Origin of the sequence: Mycobacterium ahvazicum, from assembly GCF_900176255.2 — a bacterium.
Taxonomy (GTDB): Bacteria; Actinomycetota; Actinomycetes; order Mycobacteriales; family Mycobacteriaceae; genus Mycobacterium; species Mycobacterium ahvazicum.
The window spans coordinates 2,005,584-2,026,310 of sequence record NZ_FXEG02000002.1; the positions used below are offsets into that span (position 1 = coordinate 2,005,584).

General features: G+C 66.2%; 18 protein-coding genes. 11 read left to right on the forward strand and 7 right to left on the reverse strand.

Annotated features, from left to right (window positions below):
* The first annotated feature begins 163 nt into the window (after positions 1-163).
* The 11 genes from MAAFP003_RS11670 (at position 164) to MAAFP003_RS11720 (ending at position 11,931) form a co-directional block, all read left to right on the forward strand.
* Positions 164-1,714 (forward strand): anthranilate synthase component I, encoded by a 1,551-nt coding sequence (locus MAAFP003_RS11670; RefSeq protein ID WP_096287065.1) that lies wholly within the window; start codon positions 164-166, stop codon positions 1,712-1,714.
* Positions 1,707-2,375, forward strand: coding sequence for a TIGR02234 family membrane protein (locus MAAFP003_RS11675; protein WP_096287067.1), 669 nt, complete (start codon positions 1,707-1,709; stop codon positions 2,373-2,375). Before MAAFP003_RS11670 ends, MAAFP003_RS11675 begins: the two co-directional genes overlap by 8 nt.
* A 103-nt stretch (positions 2,376-2,478) precedes the next feature.
* Positions 2,479-3,297 carry an indole-3-glycerol phosphate synthase TrpC gene (gene trpC / locus MAAFP003_RS11680; protein WP_096287069.1) on the forward strand — a complete coding sequence of 273 codons (819 nt, stop codon included), beginning with the start codon at positions 2,479-2,481 and terminating at the stop codon, positions 3,295-3,297.
* A gap of 51 nt (positions 3,298-3,348) precedes the next feature.
* Positions 3,349-4,614 carry a tryptophan synthase subunit beta gene (gene trpB, locus MAAFP003_RS11685; protein ID WP_096287071.1) on the forward strand — a complete coding sequence of 422 codons (1,266 nt, stop codon included), beginning with the start codon at positions 3,349-3,351 and terminating at the stop codon, positions 4,612-4,614.
* Positions 4,611-5,417, forward strand: coding sequence for a tryptophan synthase subunit alpha (gene trpA / locus MAAFP003_RS11690; protein ID WP_096287073.1), 807 nt, complete (start codon positions 4,611-4,613; stop codon positions 5,415-5,417). Before trpB ends, trpA begins: the two co-directional genes overlap by 4 nt.
* Positions 5,414-7,114: a prolipoprotein diacylglyceryl transferase gene (locus MAAFP003_RS11695; protein WP_096287075.1), complete on the forward strand. Its 1,701-nt coding sequence runs from the start codon at positions 5,414-5,416 to the stop codon at positions 7,112-7,114. Before trpA ends, MAAFP003_RS11695 begins: the two co-directional genes overlap by 4 nt.
* 42 nt (positions 7,115-7,156) lie before the next feature.
* Complete coding sequence (locus MAAFP003_RS11700; protein WP_096287077.1) at positions 7,157-7,552, forward strand: TM2 domain-containing protein; 396 nt, start codon at positions 7,157-7,159, stop codon at positions 7,550-7,552.
* On the forward strand, positions 7,542-7,970 hold the full coding sequence (locus tag MAAFP003_RS11705) for a DUF2752 domain-containing protein (protein WP_096287079.1): 429 nt from the start codon (positions 7,542-7,544) through the stop codon (positions 7,968-7,970). Before MAAFP003_RS11700 ends, MAAFP003_RS11705 begins: the two co-directional genes overlap by 11 nt.
* Before the next feature lie 108 nt (positions 7,971-8,078).
* Entirely contained in the window at positions 8,079-9,497 is a 1,419-nt protein-coding gene (gene pyk / locus MAAFP003_RS11710; protein WP_096287081.1) for a pyruvate kinase, read from the forward strand.
* A gap of 14 nt (positions 9,498-9,511) precedes the next feature.
* The gene (locus MAAFP003_RS11715) at positions 9,512-10,411 is read left to right on the forward strand and encodes an acyl-CoA thioesterase II (RefSeq protein ID WP_096287083.1); all 900 of its coding nucleotides are present in this window, start codon (positions 9,512-9,514) and stop codon (positions 10,409-10,411) included.
* 122 nt (positions 10,412-10,533) lie between these two features.
* Positions 10,534-11,931 carry a bifunctional lysylphosphatidylglycerol flippase/synthetase MprF gene (locus MAAFP003_RS11720; RefSeq protein WP_096287085.1) on the forward strand — a complete coding sequence of 466 codons (1,398 nt, stop codon included), beginning with the start codon at positions 10,534-10,536 and terminating at the stop codon, positions 11,929-11,931.
* Between the two features lie 10 nt (positions 11,932-11,941).
* On the opposite strand, the gene cydC is transcribed toward MAAFP003_RS11720, so the two are convergent.
* The 7 genes from cydC to MAAFP003_RS11755 all read right to left on the reverse strand — a co-directional run bounded on the left by cydC (position 11,942) and on the right by MAAFP003_RS11755 (position 20,502).
* Positions 11,942-13,585, reverse strand: coding sequence for a thiol reductant ABC exporter subunit CydC (gene cydC, locus MAAFP003_RS11725; RefSeq protein WP_243393878.1), 1,644 nt, complete (start codon positions 13,583-13,585; stop codon positions 11,942-11,944).
* On the reverse strand, positions 13,572-15,161 hold the full coding sequence (gene cydD, locus MAAFP003_RS11730) for a thiol reductant ABC exporter subunit CydD (RefSeq protein WP_243393969.1): 1,590 nt from the start codon (positions 15,159-15,161) through the stop codon (positions 13,572-13,574). The genes cydC and cydD overlap by 14 nt, the downstream gene beginning before the upstream one ends.
* An 80-nt stretch (positions 15,162-15,241) precedes the next feature.
* Positions 15,242-16,282: a cytochrome d ubiquinol oxidase subunit II gene (gene cydB / locus MAAFP003_RS11735; RefSeq protein ID WP_096287089.1), complete on the reverse strand. Its 1,041-nt coding sequence runs from the start codon at positions 16,280-16,282 to the stop codon at positions 15,242-15,244.
* An 18-nt stretch (positions 16,283-16,300) separates the two neighbouring features.
* A complete protein-coding gene (locus MAAFP003_RS11740; protein ID WP_096287091.1) occupies positions 16,301-17,755 on the reverse strand; it encodes a cytochrome ubiquinol oxidase subunit I in 1,455 nt (484 codons plus the stop codon).
* Positions 17,756-17,800: 45 nt separating this feature from the next.
* Positions 17,801-18,382 carry an HdeD family acid-resistance protein gene (locus MAAFP003_RS11745; protein WP_423790875.1) on the reverse strand — a complete coding sequence of 194 codons (582 nt, stop codon included), beginning with the start codon at positions 18,380-18,382 and terminating at the stop codon, positions 17,801-17,803.
* Between the two features lie 41 nt (positions 18,383-18,423).
* Positions 18,424-19,764 carry an adenylate/guanylate cyclase domain-containing protein gene (locus MAAFP003_RS11750; protein ID WP_096287095.1) on the reverse strand — a complete coding sequence of 447 codons (1,341 nt, stop codon included), beginning with the start codon at positions 19,762-19,764 and terminating at the stop codon, positions 18,424-18,426.
* A 48-nt stretch (positions 19,765-19,812) separates the two neighbouring features.
* Positions 19,813-20,502, reverse strand: a complete 690-nt coding sequence (locus MAAFP003_RS11755) for a hypothetical protein (protein WP_096287097.1) — start codon at positions 20,500-20,502, stop codon at positions 19,813-19,815.
* Positions 20,503-20,727 lie beyond the last annotated feature (225 nt).

Genomic DNA, 20,727 nt, shown 5'->3' on the forward strand with positions numbered 1-20,727 from the left:
GTCAGGCTACGCCCAATTGCCCACGAGGCCGTGCCGGGTGCGAGCCTGACGGCACCGCGACAAATCGGGCGGAAAGTCGCCGTGTCGTTCCCCCGCAAGCGGGAGGTGCCCCCGGCTCGCGGGACCGCCCGGGCCGGGCAACCGCATCTGCGAGGATGGTTCGGTGCACCCACACCTCGCCGACACGACCTCACGGGAGGAATTTCGCCTGCTCGCGGCGGCGCACCGCTTTGTTCCGGTGACCCGGAAGGTCTTGGCTGACAGCGAGACGCCGCTGTCGGCATACCGCAAGCTGGCCGCTAATCGACCCGGCACGTTCTTGCTGGAGTCTGCCGAGAACGGCCGGTCGTGGTCGCGATGGTCGTTCATCGGAGCCGGGGCACCCTCGGCGTTGACCGTGCGCGACGGCCAAGCGGTGTGGTTGGGCGCGGTCCCGCAGGACGCGCCCACCGGTGGCGATCCGCTCGAGGCGCTGCAGGCCACCCTGGAGCTGCTGTCCACCCGACAAACCAGCCAGTCCGAGCCGGGGCTTCCGCCGCTGTCCGGTGGCCTGGTCGGGTTCTTCGCCTACGACATGGTGCGGCGCCTGGAACGCCTGCCGGAAATGGCCGTCGACGATCTGCAGCTGCCGGACATGCTGATGCTGCTGGCCACGGATGTGGCGGCGGTCGACCACCACGAGGGCACCATCACGCTGATCGCCAACGCGGTGAACTGGAACGGTACCGACGAGCGGGTCGACGAGGCCTACGACGACGCCGTCGCGCGCCTGGATGTGATGACCGAAGCGCTGGGCCAGCCGCTGCCGTCGACGGTGGCCACTTTCAGCAAGCCCGAGCCGCAGTTCCGCGCCCAGCGCACGGTCGAGGAGTACGGCAAGATCGTCGACTACCTCGTCGACCAGATCGCGGCCGGCGAAGCCTTCCAGGTGGTGCCCTCGCAGCGCTTCGAGATGGACACCGACGTCGACCCGATCGACGTCTACCGGATTCTGCGAGTGACCAACCCCAGCCCCTACATGTACCTGCTTCATGTGCCGAATAGTGCTGGTGTAACGGACTTTTCGATCGTCGGATCCAGCCCGGAGGCACTCGTCACCGTCGCCGACGGCCGCGCGACGACGCACCCGATCGCCGGCACCCGGTGGCGGGGACAGAACGAGGAAGAAGACCAGCTGCTGGAGAAGGAGCTGCTGTCCGACGACAAGGAACGCGCGGAGCACCTGATGCTGGTCGACCTCGGCCGCAACGATCTAGGCCGGGTCTGCACACCCGGCACGGTGCGGGTCGAGGATTACAGCCACATCGAGCGGTACAGCCACGTCATGCACTTGGTCTCCACGGTGACCGGCCTGCTCGGCGAGGGCCGCACCGCCCTGGACGCCGTCACGGCCTGTTTCCCGGCCGGCACGCTGTCCGGGGCGCCCAAGGTGCGGGCCATGGAGCTGATCGAAGAGGTAGAGAAGACGCGCCGCGGCGTCTACGGCGGCGTGCTCGGTTACTTCGACTTCGCCGGCAACGCGGACTTCGCGATCGCCATTCGCACCGCGCTGATGCGCAATGGCACCGCCTATGTCCAGGCGGGCGGCGGGGTAGTGGCGGACTCCAACGGTCCTTACGAGTACACCGAGGCGAGCAACAAAGCGCGCGCGGTGCTCAATGCCATCGCCGCGGCGCAGACGCTCAGCGCCCCGGGCGCCACCCGCAATGGCTGACCCGCCGCCGGACCGGCGGCCCCGGCTGACGATCGGCATCGCCCAGCTGCTGCTGGTCATCGCCGCGGGTCTGCTGTGGACGGCCTCGCGCCTGCCTTGGGTGGTGATTCGGTCGTTCGACGGGCTGGGGCCGCCCAAGCAAGTGGTCCTGGCCGGTGTGTCCTGGTCGACGGCCCTGCTGCCGTTGGCGCTGCTGATGCTGGCCACCGCCGTCGCGGCGCTCGCGGTGCGTGGCTGGGCGCTGCGGGCGCTGGCCGGCCTGCTCGCCGTGATCAGCCTGGCGATCGGCTATCTGGGCGTCAGCCTGTGGGTGCTGCCGGATGTGGCGGTGCGAGGGTCCGAACTCGCCCACATTTCGCTGCTGACCCTGGTGGGCAGCGAGCGGCGTTACGTCGGCGCCGGGTTCGCGGTGGGTGCGGCGGTGTGCACGTTGATCGCCGCCGTCCTGTTGATGCGGTCGGCGATGACGGCCCGGGCCGGGGCGAGAAAATACGCCGCGCCGGCGACCCGCCGCTCAATCGCGAGACGCGAGAGTGCCGACGGGGCGATGCTGGAGGAGCCGGGGGCAACAGAGATGTCGGAGCGGATGATCTGGGACGCACTCGATGAGGGGCACGACCCGACCGATCGGCCCCGCGAGTCTGACACCGAGGGTCGGTGACGGGTCGCGAGCCGACGGTCGCTACCCTTCATTGACGTCGTCGAAATCGGTTCGGAACCGGTTAGGTGACCGTCTGTATGGCTGTAGAAGGGAAACGACAGGTATGAGTCCGGCGACTGTCCTTGACTCCATCCTTGAGGGAGTCCGGGCCGATGTTGCCGCGCGCGAAGCGCGTATCCCTCTTCCCGAGATCAAAGCGGCGGCCGCCGCGGCGCCCCCACCTCTGGATGTAATGGCCGCCCTGCGCGAGCCGGGGATCGGCGTCATCGCCGAGGTCAAGCGCGCGAGTCCGTCAGCGGGTTCCTTGGCGCCCATTGCCGATCCGGCGAAACTGGCTCAGGCATACGAAGACGGCGGCGCCCGCATCATCAGTGTGTTGACCGAGGAGCGGCGTTTCAACGGCTCGCTTGACGACCTGGATGTGGTTCGGGCCGCGGTGTCGATTCCGGTCTTGCGCAAAGACTTTGTGGTGCAGCCGTATCAGATTCACGAGGCTCGTGCGCACGGCGCGGACATGTTGCTGCTGATCGTCGCCGCTTTGGAGCAGTCGGCGTTGGCGGCGATGCTCGACCGCACCGAATCATTGGGCATGACAGCGCTTGTCGAGGTCCACACCGAAGAAGAGGCGGATCGCGCGCTCAAGGCCGGCGCCAACGTAATCGGGGTCAATGCCCGCGATCTCAAGACGCTAGAGGTGGACCGGGACAGCTTCTCGCGGATCGCGCCCGGCCTGCCCAGCAACGTGATCAGGATCGCCGAATCCGGTGTACGGGGTACCGCGGACCTGTTGGCGTACGCCGGTGCCGGCGCCGATGCCGTCCTCGTCGGTGAGGGCCTGGTCAAAAGTGGCGATCCGCGTGCCGCCGTTGCCGATCTGGTGACCGCGGGTACCCATCCGTCATGTCCGAAACCGGCTCGCTAGTCGGAGCCCTGCGTTGAACCCCATCAGCCGTCCCCGCGTTGAGCATTGGTGATGGTGGATCCCACTCGCGCCGCCCTGCCGCTTTCCAGCGCGGCCATTTCTGAACCCACCCGACACGACCCTGACGCGGGTGGACATTTCGGTGTGTACGGCGGCCGCTACGTCGCCGAGGCGCTGATGGCGGTGATCGAAGAAGTCACCGCGGCTTACGAAAAGGAACGCGTCAACCCGGAATTTCTGGAGCTGCTGGACGACTTGCAGGCGAACTACGCGGGCCGACCGTCACCCCTCTACGAGGCCACCCGCCTAAGCGAACACGCTGGTTCAGCACGCATCTTCCTCAAGCGAGAAGACTTGAACCACACCGGATCTCACAAGATCAACAACGTGCTCGGCCAGGCGTTGCTGGCCAAGAGGATGGGCAAGAACCGGGTGATCGCCGAGACCGGCGCCGGGCAGCACGGCGTGGCGACTGCCACCGCCTGCGCATTGCTCGGCCTGGAGTGCGTGATCTACATGGGCGCGGTCGATACTGCGCGCCAAGCGCTCAACGTGGCGCGGATGCGGCTGTTGGGCGCCGAGGTCGTCTCGGTCGACTCGGGCTCGCAAACGTTGAAGGACGCCATCAACGAGGCGTTCCGGGATTGGGTCACCAACGCCGACAAAACGTACTACTGCTTCGGCACGGCGGCGGGCCCACACCCCTTCCCGACGATGGTCCGCGATTTCCAGCGCATCATCGGGCTCGAGGCGCGCGCACAGATCCAGACGCAGGCGGGCCGGTTGCCCGACGCCGTCGCGGCCTGCGTGGGCGGCGGGTCCAACGCGATCGGCATCTTCCACGCCTTCATCGACGACCCCGGCGTGCGGTTGATCGGCTACGAGGCAGCGGGCGACGGCGTCGAGACCGGCAGGCACGCGGCGACATTCACCGGCGGGTCACCGGGCGCCTTTCAGGGGTCGTTCTCTTATCTGCTGCAGGATGAGGACGGCCAGACGATCGAATCTCATTCGATTTCAGCGGGTTTGGACTACCCGGGAGTAGGCCCGGAGCATGCGTGGCTGCGCGAGACCGGCCGTGCAGAATACCGGCCGATCACCGACGCCGAGGCAATGGACGCGTTTGGGCTGCTGTGCCGGACCGAGGGCATCATCCCGGCCATCGAATCCGCTCATGCCGTCGCCGGTGCTCTGCAGCTCGGCCATGAATTGGGCAGCGGCGCAATCATTGTGGTGAACCTGTCGGGTCGCGGCGATAAGGATGTCGAGACGGCCGCGAAATGGTTCGGCCTGATGGACGACCAGGACACCCGATGACGGTGGAGCAGAGCCAGGCCAGCAGGCTGGCACCGCTTTTCGACGCTTGCCGGGCCGAAAACCGTGCCGCGCTGATCGGTTACCTGCCCACCGGCTATCCCGACGTGCGGACGTCGGTGGACGCGATGACCGCCCTGGTCGAATCGGGTTGTGACCTCGTCGAAGTCGGGGTGCCTTATTCGGATCCCGGGATGGACGGCCCGACGATCGCCCGGGCTACCGAGGCCGCGTTGCGCGGCGGAGTTCGCGTGCGTGACACGTTGGCCGCGGTCGAGGCGATCAGTATGGCCGGCGGGCGTGCGGTGGTCATGACCTACTGGAACCCGGTGCTGCGCTACGGGATTGACGCGTTCGCACGGGATCTCGCGTCGGCAGGCGGACACGGGCTCATCACGCCGGACCTGATCCCCGATGAAGCCGGCGAGTGGATGGCCGCGTCCGAACAGCATCGGCTGGATCGCATTTATCTGGTGGCGCCCTCGTCGACTCCGGAACGGCTGGTGAGCACGGTCGAGGCATCGCGTGGATTCGTCTACGCGGCCTCGACGATGGGCGTGACCGGGGCCCGCGACGCGGTGTCGAACGCCGCCCCCGAATTGGTCAACAGGATCAAAGCGGTGTCCGACATTCCCGTCGGCGTCGGCCTCGGCGTGCGATCGCGTGAGCAGGCCGCGCAAATCGGCAGTTACGCCGACGGCGTCATCGTCGGCTCGGCCTTGGTATCGGCACTCGCCGACGGTCTGCCGAGCTTGCGTGCGTTGACCCAGGAATTGGCCGAAGGTGTGCGAGTGTCGTCATCATGACGATGTTGCCCACGTATTTCCCCAGCCCCCCGCAAGGTGTCTGGCACCTGGGTCCGTTGCCGATTCGCGCGTACGCGCTGTTCATCATCACCGGGATCGTGGTCGCGCTGATCATCGGCGATCGGCGCTGGGCAGCCCGCGGCGGGCAGCGCGGGGTGATTTACGACATCGCGCTGTGGGTGGTGCCGTTCGGTTTGATCGGTGGCCGGCTGTATCACCTGGCGACCGATTGGCGGACATACTGGGGCCCGGGCGGTGCCGGGTTCGGCGCCGCGTTCCGCATCTGGGACGGCGGGCTGGGCATCTGGGGCGCGGTGGCGCTCGGTGTGTTGGGAGCATGGATCGGTTGCCGCCGGCTCGGAATACCGTTGCCGGCCTTCCTCGATTCGGTCGCCCCGGGCATCATCTTGGCGCAGGCGATCGGTCGGCTCGGGAACTACTTCAATCAGGAGCTTTACGGCCGGGAGACCACGCTGCCGTGGGGCCTGGAAATCTTTTATCGCCGCGATCCTTCGGGATACATCGACCCACATTCACTCGACGGTGTGTCGACCGGGCAGCTCGCGGTCGTGGTACAACCGACTTTTCTGTACGAATTGCTCTGGAACGTACTAGTTTTCGCCATCCTGATCTACATCGACCGGCGTTACGCGATCGGTCACGGACGGCTCTTTGCCGCCTACGTCGCGCTCTACTGTGTCGGGCGCTTCTGGGTCGAGCTGTTGCGTGACGACACCGCCACCCACATCGCCGGCATCCGGATCAACTCGTTTACATCGACTTTCGTGTTCATCGGCGCCGTCGTCTACATCGTTTTGGCGCCGAAGGGCCGCGAGGATCCCGAGAGTTTGCGCGGCAAGGTGCAGCCGGAGGACGACGAATCCAAGCCCGCCGTCGAACGGACGGAGGAACTCGCCAGTGTCGCCGCGGCCTCGACGGTGGCGGCGAGTGCGGCCAGCGCGGACGACGACGCCGGCCCGGCGGGTTCGGCCGAGTCGGTGGAAACGGCGACGCTTGACAAGCCGGAAGCAGAGGACGCGGAGTCGGAAGCAGAGGAGCCTGAAGAGGCGAGGGCCGAAGAAGCCGAGACCGCCGAAGCCGAAGAGCCTGGAGAGGCGAGGGCCGAAGAAGCCGAGACCGCCGAAGCCGAAGAGCCCGAAGAGTCGCCGGAACCCGAAGCCGAAGAGCCGCAAGTCGGGGAGGCAGAGGCTGTAGAGGCTGAGGAACCCGAGGCTGGGGTTGAAGAGGCAATCGCCGAGGCCGAGGCTGAGGAGCCGGAGGTCGCTGAGGCTGAGGAGCCGGAGGTCGCGGAAGCGCAAGAGCCGGAAGCTGAAGAGGCGGCAGCAGCCGAGGCTGAAGCCGAAGAGCCCGAAGCCGAAGAGCCGGAAGCCGAAGAGCCGGAAGCCGAAGAGCCCGAAGCCGAAGAGCCCGAAGCCGAAGAGCCCGAAGCCGAAGAGCCCGAAGCCGAAGAGCCGGCACAAGCCGCACCCGAGGCGCAGGCCAGCGAATCTGAAGACGGTGGCGGAGAAGCGGCGGAAACCGCCGAGAGCGAGCCGGAGTCAACCCCGCCCGTCGACGAGAAACCCGGGGAACCCGCAGCTGAGCCGCCCGCGTCGGAGAGCTCGCCCACCGCGGACGACCAGCAAACTCGGCGCCGCTGGGCGCTGCGCCGCCGCACCCGGCGTCCCGGCGGCTAGCGAACGACTCGTCGAGGCTGGGGTACACCCAGTTCATCTGGCATGCTGAACACCGTGACCGAACCGTCGTGGGGCAGTGCCCCGGACCCCGGCGCACCACCTCCGCAGTCGTCGGGATATCCACCGCCGTACCCGCAATACCAGCCGTATCCCGGGGCCGCCGGATACGACCCGTCGGCACCCTACGGCCGTCATCCGGTGACGGGCCTGCCGTACTCGGACAAGTCGAAAACAATCGCCGGTCTGCTGCAGCTGCTCAGCCTGGTCGGCATCGGCGGCATCGGCCGCTTCTATATCGGCGACACCGGCCTGGGTGTGGCACAACTGCTGCTGGGCCTGTGTGGAATCGGTTTGATCTGGAGCATCATCGACGCGGTCCTGATCTTGACCGACAAGGTCAACGATCCGCAGGGCCGGCCACTGCGCGATGGAACCTGACTCGGCCTCCCGCACGGGAGGGCAGCGTCACCGCCACAGCCGTTATATCGCTGCCGGTACCGGCGTCCTGTTCGCCGGGGCACTCGGCTATGTCGGATCCGTCGACCCGCACAACGCGAATTCGGCCTACCCGCTCTGCCCGTTCAAATGGCTCACCGGCTGGAATTGCCCCTTCTGCGGCGGGCTTCGCATGACGCATGACCTGCTGCACGGCCACCTGGCGGCCAGCGTCTACGACAACGCTTTCGTGCTCGTCGGGCTGCCGGTCTTGGCCCTCTGGCTGCTGGTCCGATGGCGGCAGGGCCGGCGCGCGCTGCCGATAACGGCGGTGATCACGATCACGGTCGCGGCGATCGCGTGGACGGTGGTGCGCAATATGCCGGGGTTTCCGCTGGTCCCGACCATGCTCAGCGGGTAGGCGGCCGCTGAATCGCGGGTGAACCCGTCGTGACCATTTTCCGGTGGCTCAACGCGCGGCCACCTTCGGGTCACCCCGACAGCCGACGGCACGACTAAGCTAATCGGCGTGAGTAGACGCGGGAAGATCGTCTGCACCCTCGGCCCTGCAACCCAATCGGACGAGTTGACTCTGGCGCTGGTAGAGGCCGGAATGGACGTCGCCCGAATGAACTTCAGCCATGGCGACTACGCCGACCACAAAGCCGCATACGAGCGGGTACGTGCCGCCTCGGACGCCACCGGGCGCGCCGTCGGTGTGCTCGCCGACCTGCAAGGCCCGAAGATCAGGCTGGGGCGCTTCGCCACCGGCTCGACTTACTGGGCCGACGGCGAAACGATCCGCATCACCGTCGAAAACTGCGAAGGAACCCACGACCGGGTATCGACCACCTACAAGACGTTGTCCAAGGACGCCGCGGTCGGCGACCGGGTCCTGGTCGACGACGGCAAGGTCGGACTGGTCGTCGAGGCCATCGACGGCGACGACGTCGTCTGCACGGTGGTCGAGGGCGGTCCGGTCAGCAATAACAAGGGCATGTCGCTGCCCGGGATGAACGTGTCCGCGCCGGCCTTGTCGGACAAGGACATCGACGATCTCACCTTCGCGCTGGACCTGGGCGTCGACCTGATCGCGCTGTCGTTCGTGCGTTCGCCGTCGGATGTCGAATTAGTGCACGAGGTGATGGATCGGATCGGCCGGCGGGTGCCGGTGATCGCCAAACTGGAGAAGCCGGAAGCCGTCGACAATCTCGAAGCGATCGTGCTGGCCTTCGACGGCATCATGGTGGCGCGCGGCGACCTCGGTGTCGAGCTTCCGCTCGAAGAGGTTCCGCTGGTGCAGAAGCGGGCCATTCAGATGGCCCGCGAGAACGCCAAGCCCGTCATTGTCGCGACCCAGATGCTCGAGTCGATGATCGAGAGCTCCCGGCCCACCCGCGCCGAGGCATCCGACGTCGCCAACGCCGTGCTCGACGGCGCCGACGCGGTGATGCTGTCCGGGGAGACCTCGGTCGGGAAGTACCCGCTGGCCGCGGTCCGCACCATGGCCCGCATCGTGACCGCCGTCGAGGACAACTCCACGGCCGCGCCGCCGCTGACCCACGTGCCGCGCACCAAACGCGGGGTGATCTCGTATGCCGCCCGCGACATCGGCGAGCGGCTCGACGCCAAGGCGCTGGTCGCGTTCACCCAGTCCGGCGACACCGTGAAGCGGCTGGCGCGCCTGCACACGCCGCTGCCGCTGCTCGCGTTCACCGCGTGGCCCGAGGTGCGCAGCCAGCTGGCCATGACGTGGGGCACCGAGACGTTCATCGTTCCCATCATGGATTCCACCGACGAGATGATCCGTCAGGCCGACAAATCGCTGCTCGAGCTGGGCCGATACAAGCGGGGAGACCTGGTGGTGATTGTCGCCGGTGCGCCACCTGGCACAGTAGGGTCCACCAACCTGATCCACGTCCACCGGATCGGGGAGGACGACCTCTAGCGCAAGGAGAGCCCGTGCCGGCCGGCGATCAGCCGAATACCGATTCCTCGTCTGATTTCCAAGAACTGCTGGCGGTCCTGGACCTCAATCGCGCGGGCGACGACCTGTTCGTCGGGTCGCATCCCAGCAAGAACCCGATGCGGACCTTCGGCGGGCAGCTCATGGCGCAATCGTTCGTCGCCGGCAGCCGCAGCCTGGTCCGGCCCGACTTGCCGCCCAGTGCGCTGTCGGTGCATTTCATCAACGGCGGCAACACCGGCAAGGACATCGAATTTTACGTCTCCCGGCTGCGCGACGAGCGGCGCTTCGCCAACCGGCGCGTCGACGCGGTACAGGACGGGGTGTTGTTGTCCTCAGCGATGATCACCTATATGTCGGGGGGTCCCGGTCTAGAGCATGCGGTCCAACCACCCGAAGTCGGGACGGCAGACGCGCAGCCACCACTCGGTGACCTGTTGCGCGGCTACGAAAAGACCGTTCCGCACTTCGTCAACGCGCTGCAGCCGATCGAATGGCGCTACACCAACGATCCCGCGTGGGTGATGCGGGACAAGGGTGAGCGGCTGCCGCACAACCGGGTGTGGCTCAAGGCGTTGGGCATGGTGCCCGACGATCCCGTGCTGCACACGGCGACGATGGTGTACTCCTCGGACACCACGGTGCTGGACTCGGTCATCACCACCCACGGGTTGTCCTGGGGCTTCGACCGCATCTTCGCCGCGTCGGCCAATCATTCGGTGTGGTTTCACCGGCAGGTCGACTTCAACGATTGGGTGCTGTATTCGACGTCGTCGCCGGTGGCCGCGGATTCGCGCGGGCTGGGCACCGGCCATTTCTTCGATCGTTCCGGTCAAATGGTCGCCACCGTCGCGCAAGAAGGTGTGCTGAAGTACTTTCCGCCGTCTAACCGATAACGGTTATCGAATAGTTACCGGACAGCCGTTCGATTTCGGTTCTGCGGGGCGGCAATCGAGCGTAACTTCGAATGAGCCGGGTATTCGATGGGACAAGCGCTACGCCCATCGGGAGGTGAAGTATGAAAGGCTCGTCAGCAGACCTTCTCCCCACCCTGCGCGCGCGCGAACGTGTTGTGGTTCACCTCGATTCGCTCGCCGCGCGCTGTATCGGCGCCTTTGCCCTGTTGTGCGCCGGGTGCTGGCTGGTAGCGATCGTCGCCCATCACCGCTATCAGCCGCAATGGCATTACTCCGATCGGCTGGGCTGGTCGTTGACGGTACTGGCCGCGGTGGCGTTGATCGCCCGCGGAATTTTCCTGGGCCGCCCCGTGACGACCATGCATGCGGCAACGTCCGCGCTGTGCGTGGTGGCCGGCCTGAGCTCACATGTGTTGGGGTTCGACCTGGTTGGCGACGTGCTGATCGCCGTCTCGGGGTTGGTGTTGATGTGGCCCACCTCATCTCATCCGCAACCCGAAAATCTCGCGCGGGCTTGGGCTTTGATCAACGCCACCACCGACGACCCGCTGGCACCGTTTGCGATGCAGACGGGCAAGAGCTACCACTTCACCGCCGACGGCACTGCCGCGCTGGCCTACCGGACCCGGATGGGGTTTGCGGTAGTGGGTGGGGACCCGATCGGTGACGAGACCCAATTCCCGGAACTGATCGCCGATTTCGCCGCGATGTGTCACGCCCACGGCTGGCGCATCGCGGTAGTCGGGTGTAGCGAACGCCGGCTCGCGCTGTGGAGCGACCGAGCGGTGGTCAAGCAATCGCTGCGAGCGGTGCCGATCGGTCGCGATGTCGTCGTCGACGTGGCCGGCTTCGACATGGTGGGCCGCAAGTTTCGCAACCTGCGTCAGGCGGTGAAGCGCACGCACAACGCCGGCATCACCACGGAAATCGTTGCGGAGCAGGAACTCGACGACCGGTTGCGCGCCGAATTGATCGACGTGGTGCGCGCATCGCCCAGCGGGGCGCATGCCGACCGAGGGTTCTACATGAACCTCGATGGCGTGCTGGAGGGCCGGTTCCCCGGAATACAGCTGATCATCGCCAGGGACGCCGACGGGCGCGCGCAGGGATTTCATCGATACGCGACGGCCGGGGGCGGCAGCGACATCACCATGGACGTGCCGTGGCGTCGCCGCGGTGCACCCAACGGGATCGACGAACGCCTCAGCGCAGACATGATCATGGCAGGGAAAGAGGCTGGGGCACAACGTGTTTCGCTGTCATTTGCGGCGTTCCCGGAGATCTTCGACGACAAGAATCGCGGCCGATTGCAGCAGGTGTTCTACCGGTTGATCCATCTGCTCGACCCGTTGATCGCGCTGGAGTCGTTGTACCGATACGTACACAAGTTCCACGCGCTCGATGCCCGGCGTTATGCGCTGATATCACTGACACAGCTGGTGCCGCTGGTATTCGTCTTGCTGACACTGGAATTCACGCCGCGCCGACGACACCTCTGAGAACCGGGCCTTACCCGATGCGCAGCTCGGGACAGTCCACCGCCGTGGGCAGGTGATGGGTGGCCACCACCACCGTCCGCTCCCTGCTCATCAGCCCGGACGACGGGGTCAGCAGGTCCGCCAGAATCCGCTCGGCGTCGACCGCGTCGAGATGTTCGGTGGGCTCGTCGAGCAACAGGATGCGGGCCGGCGACAGCATCGCCCGGGCCAGCAGCAGCCGCCTGCGCTGACCCGCCGAGACCGCGTGTGCGCCGCCGGTCAGCACCGTCGACAGCCCGCCGGGCAGACTCGCGAGCCAGTCGCCAAGGCCAACCGCGTCCAGTGCTGCCCTCAGTTCGTCGTCGCCGCAGTCACCGCGGGCGACCAGGAGGTTGTCTCGAACGGTGGTGGCAAAGATGTGTGCGTCCTCGGCGAAAAAGCAGACAGCGCCTGGCAATTCACGCTCGTCGAACCGGCTCACGTCGGTTCCGTTCAACATCGCGTGGCCGTGCAGTGGCGGCACCAGCCCAGCCAGTGTCATCAGCAGCGTCGTCTTCCCGGCGCCACTGGCACCGGTGACGGCCAACCGTGCGCCCGGCTCGAGCTCGAGGGTCACCCGGTGTGACAAAGCCTGCGTGTGGCCGGATCCCACGTCGGCCGACAACCTCGCGGTGCCGACCGGTGTTGGTGTCGGCGCGGGGGATGTGGGTCCGGCCTCGTGGACCGGCGGCGCCAGGTCGAGCAGACGGCGCGCGGCGATCCGTGACCGCGTCAACTGAATAGCGGCTCCGGGTAGGGGAGTCATCGCCTCGAATGCGGACAGCGGCAACAACATCAAGATGGCCAAGGTGGTCGGGGCGACCACGTGTGCGAGCCCGATGCCGGCGACGACCGCGCCGAGCACGCTGGCTCCGACCGCGGCGGTCGGCATGGCCTCGGCCAGAGCGGCCGGCCTGGCGGCAGCGTCCAGCGCATCACTCCAGCGGAGCTGGCGACGATGCGATTCTGCGATGACGCCGGGCAGGGCACCGGCGACGCGAAGCTCGGGCGCGTGCTCGAGGGCGATCATCGCCGCCGTGTCGCGCTCGGAATGATATTGGCGGGCAACCTCTTCCTGCGTGGCCGCGGCCCTGCCCGCCAGCAGGGGAGCCACCACCCCGGCGATCAGCAGGCAGATCGCCAACACCGTGCCGGCCGCCGGCGAGATCACCGCGACCGCGACCGTTGCCGCCACCGCCAACACCGATGCGACACCGATCGGGATCAGGGCGCGCACCAGGACGTCGGCGAGTTCGTCGACATCGGCGCCGACGCGCGCCACCAGCTCACCGCTGTGCAGCCGGACGGCCACCGCGGCCGGCCCGTGCGCCAGCCGGTGATAGATCTGCGACCGTGCGGAGCCGGCCGCGCGCAGCGCGGTGTCGTGGGTGACCAGTCGCTCGCAGTAGTGCAGCACGCCGCGCGAGATCGCCAGCAGGCGCACCGCGACGACCGCGACGGACAAATCGAGGATGGGCGGCATCTGCCAGGCCCGCGTGATGAGCCACGCCGAGACTCCGGCCAAGGCCAGCGCGCTGCCCAGCGACAGCACTCCCAACGCGATGGCGGCCAGGATGCGAGGCAGCCGCGGCCGCAACAGGCTCGACGCGGTAACGAGCGGATCAGACTCGCGCACAACGCACCTCGCCGTCCGAAACCACCTCGACCACATGGTCACCGATCGCCACGACGGGCTGCCGGTGGCCGACGACCACGACGGTCGACCCTGCGCGTGCCCGCTGCACAATGGCCCGCAGCACCCGCTGCTCGGTGTTGGCGTCCAAGTGGGCGGTGGGCTCATCGAGCAGCAGCACCGGGGCCGGCGACCCGAATGCGCGGGCCAGGCCCAGCCGTTGGCGCTGTCCCAGCGACAGCCCGGCGCCGTCACGCCCCAGCACCGTCTCCAGCCCGTCCGACAGCTCGGCCAGCACCGAATCGAAACAGGCCGCGGCACAAGCATATTCGGGGTCTTTCAACGTGCCGAACAGGGCCAGGTTGTCGCGGATCGTGCCGGGGATCAGCACGGGGCGCTGAGGCAGCCAGGACAGTTGCCGCCACCACGCGCTGCGCTCCAACTCCGCGACGTCGACCCCGTCGACGGTGACCCGACCGGATGACGGCACCGTGAGTCCCGCGATCGCCTGCAGCGTGGTGCTCTTGCCGGCGCCGTTGCGGCCGGTCAGCACCGTGACGCGGCCCGGTTGGATCACCGTCGTCAACTCGCAGGGCGAATTGCCGTCTCGGCCGGCGACACTGAGCTGCTCGAGCCGGATCTCCGTTCCGCTCGCGACGACCGTTCGATCGCGCTCTGCGGCCACGGGGTCGTCGCCGATCAGCGCGAACGCCTCGTCGGCCGCGGTCCGGCCGTCTTGAGCAGCGTGGAATTCCACGCCGATGCGGCGCAGCGGCCAGTACACGTCGGGTGCCAGCAGCAGCACGGTCAGTCCGGTGCTCAGCGTCATCTCGCCGACCACCAGGCGCAGACCGATAGCAACCGCGATCAGCGCGACACCCAGGGTGGCCAGCAATTCGAGCACCAGGGCCGACAGGAATGCGATGCGCAGCGTCGCCATCGCCGAGCGGCGATGAGCCGCAGCGAGTTCGGCGATGCGATGCTCGGGGCCTGAAGCGCGGCCTAACGCCCGCAGCGTGGGAATACCCGCGATCAGGTCCAGCAGCCGGCCCTGCAGCGTGGTCATGGCGGCCAGCGCGGCCGCTGATCGCTCCGCTGTCGCGAGCCCGATCAAAACCATGAAGATCGGTATCAGCGGCAGCGTGATCATCACGATCACCGTCGATTTCAGGTCATAGAGCGCGATCACGGCCACGGTCGCCGGAGTCAGGATCGCGGCAAGCAGCAGGGTGGGCACATAACCGGTGAAATAGGGACGCAAGCCGTCCAGGCCCCGGGTTACCACAACCGCGGCCGCGTCCCGCTGCGCGTCGAGCTCGTTGGGTTGCCGGGCGGTGACCGCCGTCAGCACCTGATCGTTGAGATCGGCGATCACCGCGCTGGCGCCGCGCTGGCCCAGGCGCGCCTGCAACCAATGCGTCACCGTGCGAACGACCCACAGCGCCAACAGAATCGACAGCGGTCCCAGCCAGCCGCGCAGACCACGAGTCGGGGGATCGGTGATGATGGTCGCGACGATGCCGGCCAGCACGATCGCCGAGCCGATCGTGCAGCCGGAGATCACCACTCCGCAGCTCACCGTGGCAGCCAGGTAGCGACGCAGCGCACTCGATGCCCGCCACAGTCGCGGGTCCAAGGGCGCCCGGGAGTTGCGTGTGCTCAGGACGGACGCCTTGCCAGCCCGATCGACGCAGGTATCCGGTCAGTCGAGATCCGTTGCCGGAAAACCCAATACGTCCAGGCCTGGTACGCGACCGTTAGCGGGGCGAAGAACGCGGTCACCCACGTCATGATCTTGAGTGTGTACGGCGTCGACGACGCGTTGTAGATCGTCAGGCTCCACTGCTTGTTCAGCGTGGAGGGCACCAAATTGGGATATAACACACCGAACAACAGGATCACCACGGCCGTAATGACCAATACGGTGCTGGCGAACGCCCAGCCGTCGGACACGCGGCGCCACACCAGCGCCACCGCCGCAAGCTGTGCGACGACCGCCACCGCCAGCACCAGCCAGGTCCAGTCCTTGCCGTAGGCCAGCTGCGTCCAAAGCCCGAAGGCGCCAACGAGTCCCGTGACCGGCAGTGCCAGCTGCTTGGCGAATCGGTGCGCGTCGTCGCGGATCGCGCCCGCCGTCTTCAACGCGACGAACACCGCGCCGTAGAACAAAAACAGCCCGGCGGTGGCCACCCCGCCCAGCAGTGTGTAGGCGTTGAGCACGTCACCGATGGAGAGCTGGACGTGGCCGTTGGCGTCCACCGGCAGGCCGCGGACCAGGACGGCGAACGCCACACCCCACAGCACGGCGGGCAGCCATGAGCCGATCGCAATCCCGAAATCGGCCAAGGTACGCCATTTTGTGTCGTCGATCTTGCCGCGCCACTCGATCGCCACGGCTCGCACGATCATGCCGAACAGGATCGCCAACAGCGGCAGGTAGAGGGTGGAGAACACCGTCGCGTACCAAACGGGAAACGCGGCGAACATTCCGGCGCCAGCGGTGATCAGCCAGACCTCGTTGCCGTCCCACACCGGGCCGATCGTGTTCAGCGCCGTGCGCCGGTGGACTTCCGGATCGCCGCTGCTTACCCGAGCGAACGGCTCCATCAGCATTCCCACGCCGAAGTCGAAGCCCTCCAGGATGAAGAAGCCCAGGAACAGTACGGCGATGATGCCGAACCACAACTCTTGCAGCGCCATTGGTCAACTCTTTCCCGGTCAGTAGGCGAACGACAGCGGGGCCACTTCGTCATCGCCGGGTGCTTTCGGCGGTGCGGGTTCCGCGTCGTGTTCCATCGGCCCCTCGGCGACGTAGCGCTTCAGCAGCCAGAACCAGATGACCGCGAGCACCGCGTAGACAAGGGTGAATATCACCAACGAGGTGACGACCATGCCAGACGCGTGATCCGATACGCCTTGGCTGACCGTCAGACGGACCTGCTGGTCACCGGTCGGATTCGGCACCACAATCCATGGCTGGCGGCCCATTTCCGTGAACACCCATCCGGCGCTGTTGGCCAGGAACGGAGTGGGGATGGTCAGTAGCGCGAACCAGGAGTACCACGGTTGGGTGGGGGTGCGGCCGCCACGGGTCAGCCATAAGGTGGCCAGCGCGAACAGCACCGGAATCGCCATCAACCCGATCATCATGCGGAATGACCAATAGGTGACGAATAGGTTCGGCCGGTAGTCATTTGGCCCGAACTTGCGTTGCGAATCCTGCTGGATGTCGCGTACGCCCTGCAGTGTCACGCCGGTGAATTTGCTCTCGGCGAGGAACGGCAAGACGTAGGGCACCTGGATCACGCGGGTGATGCTGTCGCAGTTGTTGTGCGAGCCGACCGTCAAGATCGAAAAGTCCGGATCGGTTTCGGTGTTGCACAACGATTCCGCCGACGCCATTTTCATCGGTTGCTGCTGGAACATCAACTTGCCCTGCTGGTCTCCGGTGAAGAACAGCCCGACGGTGGCGAACAGCGCAACCCAACACCCGAGGATCGCCGCGGGACGAAACACCGTGCCGAGATCCACGTTGCCCGCCTTTTGCGCGCGAATCAGCCACCAGGCGCTCACCGCGGCGACGAAGGTGCCGGCGGTCAGCAGCGAGCCGTTGACCGCGTGTGAAAAGGCCGCGCGGGCAGTGTTGTTGCTGAGGAACGCCCCAATGCTGTCCAACTCGGCGCGCTTGGTCGCCGGGTTGTAGTGCGCCCCAACCGGATGCTGCATGAACGAATTCGCCGAGATGATGAAGAACGCGGACACGTTGACGGAGATTGCGACGATCCAGATGGAGGCCAGGTGCACCAGTCGCGGCAACCTGCTCCAGCCGAAGATCCACAAGCCCAGGAAGGTGGATTCGAAGAAGAAGGCGGCCAAGCCCTCCATCGCGAGTGGGGCGCCGAAGATGTCGCCCACGAACCGCGAGTATTCGCTCCAGTTCATGCCGAACTGAAACTCCTGCACGATCCCGGTCGCCACGCCGATCGCGAAGTTGATCAAGAGCAGCTTGCCAAAGAACTTGGTCAGGCGGTACCAGGCCGTATTACCAGTGGCCACCCAGACGGTCTGCATGACGGCGACCAGTGGGGCCAGGCCGATTGTGAGCGGCACAAAGATGAAGTGGTAGACGGTAGTGATACCGAACTGCCACCGCGAAATGTCGACGACATTCATCCGTCATCTCCCGTGACTGCAACGTTCTACGACGCAGTGTAGTAGTCAGGCGCTTCCGACGCCATTGCCGAGTTCTTTGGAGGCCTTGCGGATTCCGAACGACGCGATCACTTCGAAGACGCCGATGACGGCCAGCCAAATGCCGACAACGATCGCCAGTGTGATGATCGACGCGAACGGAGAAGCCAGCACGACAACGCCGGCGATCAGTGTGATCGCGCCCACGAAGATCGACCAGCCGCGTCCTGGCAACGTCGGATCGCTGATCGCGGAAACCGTTGTGGCAACCCCACGGAAGACGAATCCGATGCCAATCCAGATGGCCAGCAACAGGACCGCGTATCCCTGGCCGAAGTGACGAAATGCCAGCACGGCCAGGATCAACGATGCGGCGCCACTGACGAACAGCAGGATCCGACTGCCCGCCGAAACATGCAGGCTGAAAGCGAATACGACTTGCGCGACACCGGTAATCAGCAGATAGAAACCGAAGGCGATCGCGGCGGCCAGGACCGAGATTCCCGGCCACGCCAGCACCAGGACACCGAGGATCAGCGTCAGGATTCCCGATACCAGCGTGGATTTCCACAGATGCGGCAACATGGTTGGAACTTCAGTGGGCTGCATAGCCTCACTGTGGCACAACCGCGCAGCCGAAAATAGGGGCTTTAGACCGTGGCGCCGTGCGTCGTTCGCGGTTCCTCGGCGGCCATTTCACCGGGTACGGTAGCCGCCGGCTTGCGGCCGATCAGGTACCAGGTGTGCATCACGCCTTTACCTTTGACCTCGATGCGGCCACGCTCGCGCAACACGAACTCGTCCTTCAGGCGCTCGTACACGTCCTCGGGCACCTGAATCTGTCCCACCGAGTCCGTCGCTTCCATCCGGGCCGCGACATTGACCGCGTCCCCCCACACGTCGTAGAAGAAGCGCCGCGATCCCACGACGCCCGCGACCACGGTGCCCGCAGCAAAGCCCACTCGTAGCGGCACCGAAAGTCCTTGTGCATCTTTGATTTCCGCGGCCGTGGCGACCATGTCGAGGGCAAAGTCGGCCAGTGCTTGCACGTGGTCGGGCCGGGGCCGCGGGACTCCGCTGACGACCATGTAGGAGTCCCCACTGACTTTGATTTTCTCCAGCCCGTGCTTGTCCACCAGTTCGTCGAAAGCGCCGTAGACACGGTCGAGGAACTTGACCAGGTCACATGGCGCGGTCGAGCTCGCGCGCTCGGTGAAGCCGACCATGTCGGCGAACAGCACCGAGGCTTCGTCGTATCGGTCGGCGATCACGTCACGCTCGGGTTCTTTGAGCCGGTTGGCGACGCTGGCCGGCAACATGTTGGCCAACAAGGCTTCCGATCGCTCGTACTCCGACTCCATGACGGCTTCGGCGCGCTTGGTGTCGCGCAGCGCGAACCACACCGTCACCACCGCCATTGTGCAGGCCGAGACCGTCGTGATGACAAAGCTCGTCCGCTCGGCCCAGGGCTGTTCGAGCCCGGTCGAGCGGGGGACCAGGAACTGCAGGGTGATCACCAGCCCCGCACCGATGCCCGCCAGCAGGGCGGCCAAGCCGATTCGTTCGATCCCGAGCTGCAACACCACCAGGCTCGCGTTGGCGATGTAGTAGTACTGGACGCCGGAACCCGTGCCGACCTCCCAGCAGATGGCGAAGATGACCAGATACGCCGAGACGATGTAGGTCAGCGGCGCAACCAATTCCCCGAAACGGTGCAGCCACAGGACGGTGAGGAAGATCATCGCGGCGATCAGGGTGATCACCTGGGTTCGCTGGGCAAAGGTCCCGGCCCAGATGCCCAGGATCCCGAAGAGCAGGCTGACGACTACCGCCATCATCGCGTTGATGTTGAGCACCCGGGCGCGACGGTCGTGGCTATCGGCGTAGTGCTCTTTGCGGGCACGATTCTCGGCCCGCACCGCCGCTTTGCAGTCCGGTCGCGCCGAGCCATCTGAGGAGTTTGGCGGGGCCCCGCACTTCCTAGGCACCACGTTAAGAGCGTAACCGTTTGCCAGGACATTCCCCAACGCTGCGGTGAGCTAACTGTGGCTGGGGGCCCCGGTCGACGGCGCGCCCCGCAGATGGATGTGCTTGTCACGAAGGCGGCCCGATCGGTGCCCACTGGGCGGCTTCGTCGGCAACGCGGGCAGGTGGGCGACGTGCACCGCTCCGGCGTGGGTTTGGACCACGACCGGCATGGTCGCCATGGTGGCCGATACCCGGGCCTCGCGCTTCGCCTGTTCCCGGGCGATGAACAGCACGTCGAGCGGGTACCAAAGGCCGACCCAGGCCACGACGAGGAACACGCCGTTGCCGAGGAGCTCGCTGGCGACTTCGCCCACCATCGGGCGGGTGAAGAGGTACGACAGTCCGATGCCGACCACGAACAGCACCGAGCCGCTGATCAGCGACCGCATTCCCTGGCGCCAGATCAGGTCGTGCTGCCGGTTGGCCCGGCGTACCGACAACTCGCCGTAGCGGCGGACCGACGCCACCAGGTTCTGGGCTTCTTCCTCCGAGCACTCTCCGGCGATGTCGAGCACGATGCGTTGGATGCGGGAATGCTTCTTTTGGGCCAGTAGCAATTCGACGAGTTCGTCGATGCCACTGTCGATTCGGTGCGTGCCGGATAGCAGGGCCCGCGGGTCGACGGCGAACAATTCGGTGGGGTCGTCCAATTCAATGACGATGTCCGCCAACGCTTCCTGGCGATCGCGTCGCAGGTCCACGCCACAACCTCCCACACGAGAAGGCACCGCCTGTCGCGGCACGCCCGAATATTACTGAGGTCGGCGTCGGTAACCCAGGGTTTGACCGAAATATATTGGTGGACAGGCGATCTCAGTTGTCATCTAGCGGCCCGTGAAATGACTATCCACCCCTGCGGACAGGGGTGGATAGCGCCGAGCCTAAATGCTGATGCAGGATCCGCCGGGAATGCAGAAGCTTCCGCA

What these genes read in the sequence shown, in the direction of transcription:
- MAAFP003_RS11745 (WP_423790875.1), bottom strand. Translation starts at nt 18,382, where the DNA reads ATGCAGCCCACTGAAGTTCCAACCATGTTGCCGCATCTGTGGAAATCC.
- trpA (WP_096287073.1), top strand. Translation starts at nt 4,611, where the DNA reads ATGACGGTGGAGCAGAGCCAGGCCAGCAGGCTGGCACCGCTTTTCGAC.
- cydB (WP_096287089.1), bottom strand. Translation starts at nt 16,282, where the DNA reads ATGGCGCTGCAAGAGTTGTGGTTCGGCATCATCGCCGTACTGTTCCTG.
- MAAFP003_RS11705 (WP_096287079.1), top strand. Translation starts at nt 7,542, where the DNA reads ATGGAACCTGACTCGGCCTCCCGCACGGGAGGGCAGCGTCACCGCCAC.
- MAAFP003_RS11675 (WP_096287067.1), top strand. Translation starts at nt 1,707, where the DNA reads ATGGCTGACCCGCCGCCGGACCGGCGGCCCCGGCTGACGATCGGCATC.
- MAAFP003_RS11700 (WP_096287077.1), top strand. Translation starts at nt 7,157, where the DNA reads ATGCTGAACACCGTGACCGAACCGTCGTGGGGCAGTGCCCCGGACCCC.
- MAAFP003_RS11695 (WP_096287075.1), top strand. Translation starts at nt 5,414, where the DNA reads ATGACGATGTTGCCCACGTATTTCCCCAGCCCCCCGCAAGGTGTCTGG.
- MAAFP003_RS11720 (WP_096287085.1), top strand. Translation starts at nt 10,534, where the DNA reads ATGAAAGGCTCGTCAGCAGACCTTCTCCCCACCCTGCGCGCGCGCGAA.
- trpC (WP_096287069.1), top strand. Translation starts at nt 2,479, where the DNA reads ATGAGTCCGGCGACTGTCCTTGACTCCATCCTTGAGGGAGTCCGGGCC.
- MAAFP003_RS11740 (WP_096287091.1), bottom strand. Translation starts at nt 17,755, where the DNA reads ATGAATGTCGTCGACATTTCGCGGTGGCAGTTCGGTATCACTACCGTC.
- trpB (WP_096287071.1), top strand. Translation starts at nt 3,349, where the DNA reads ATGGTGGATCCCACTCGCGCCGCCCTGCCGCTTTCCAGCGCGGCCATT.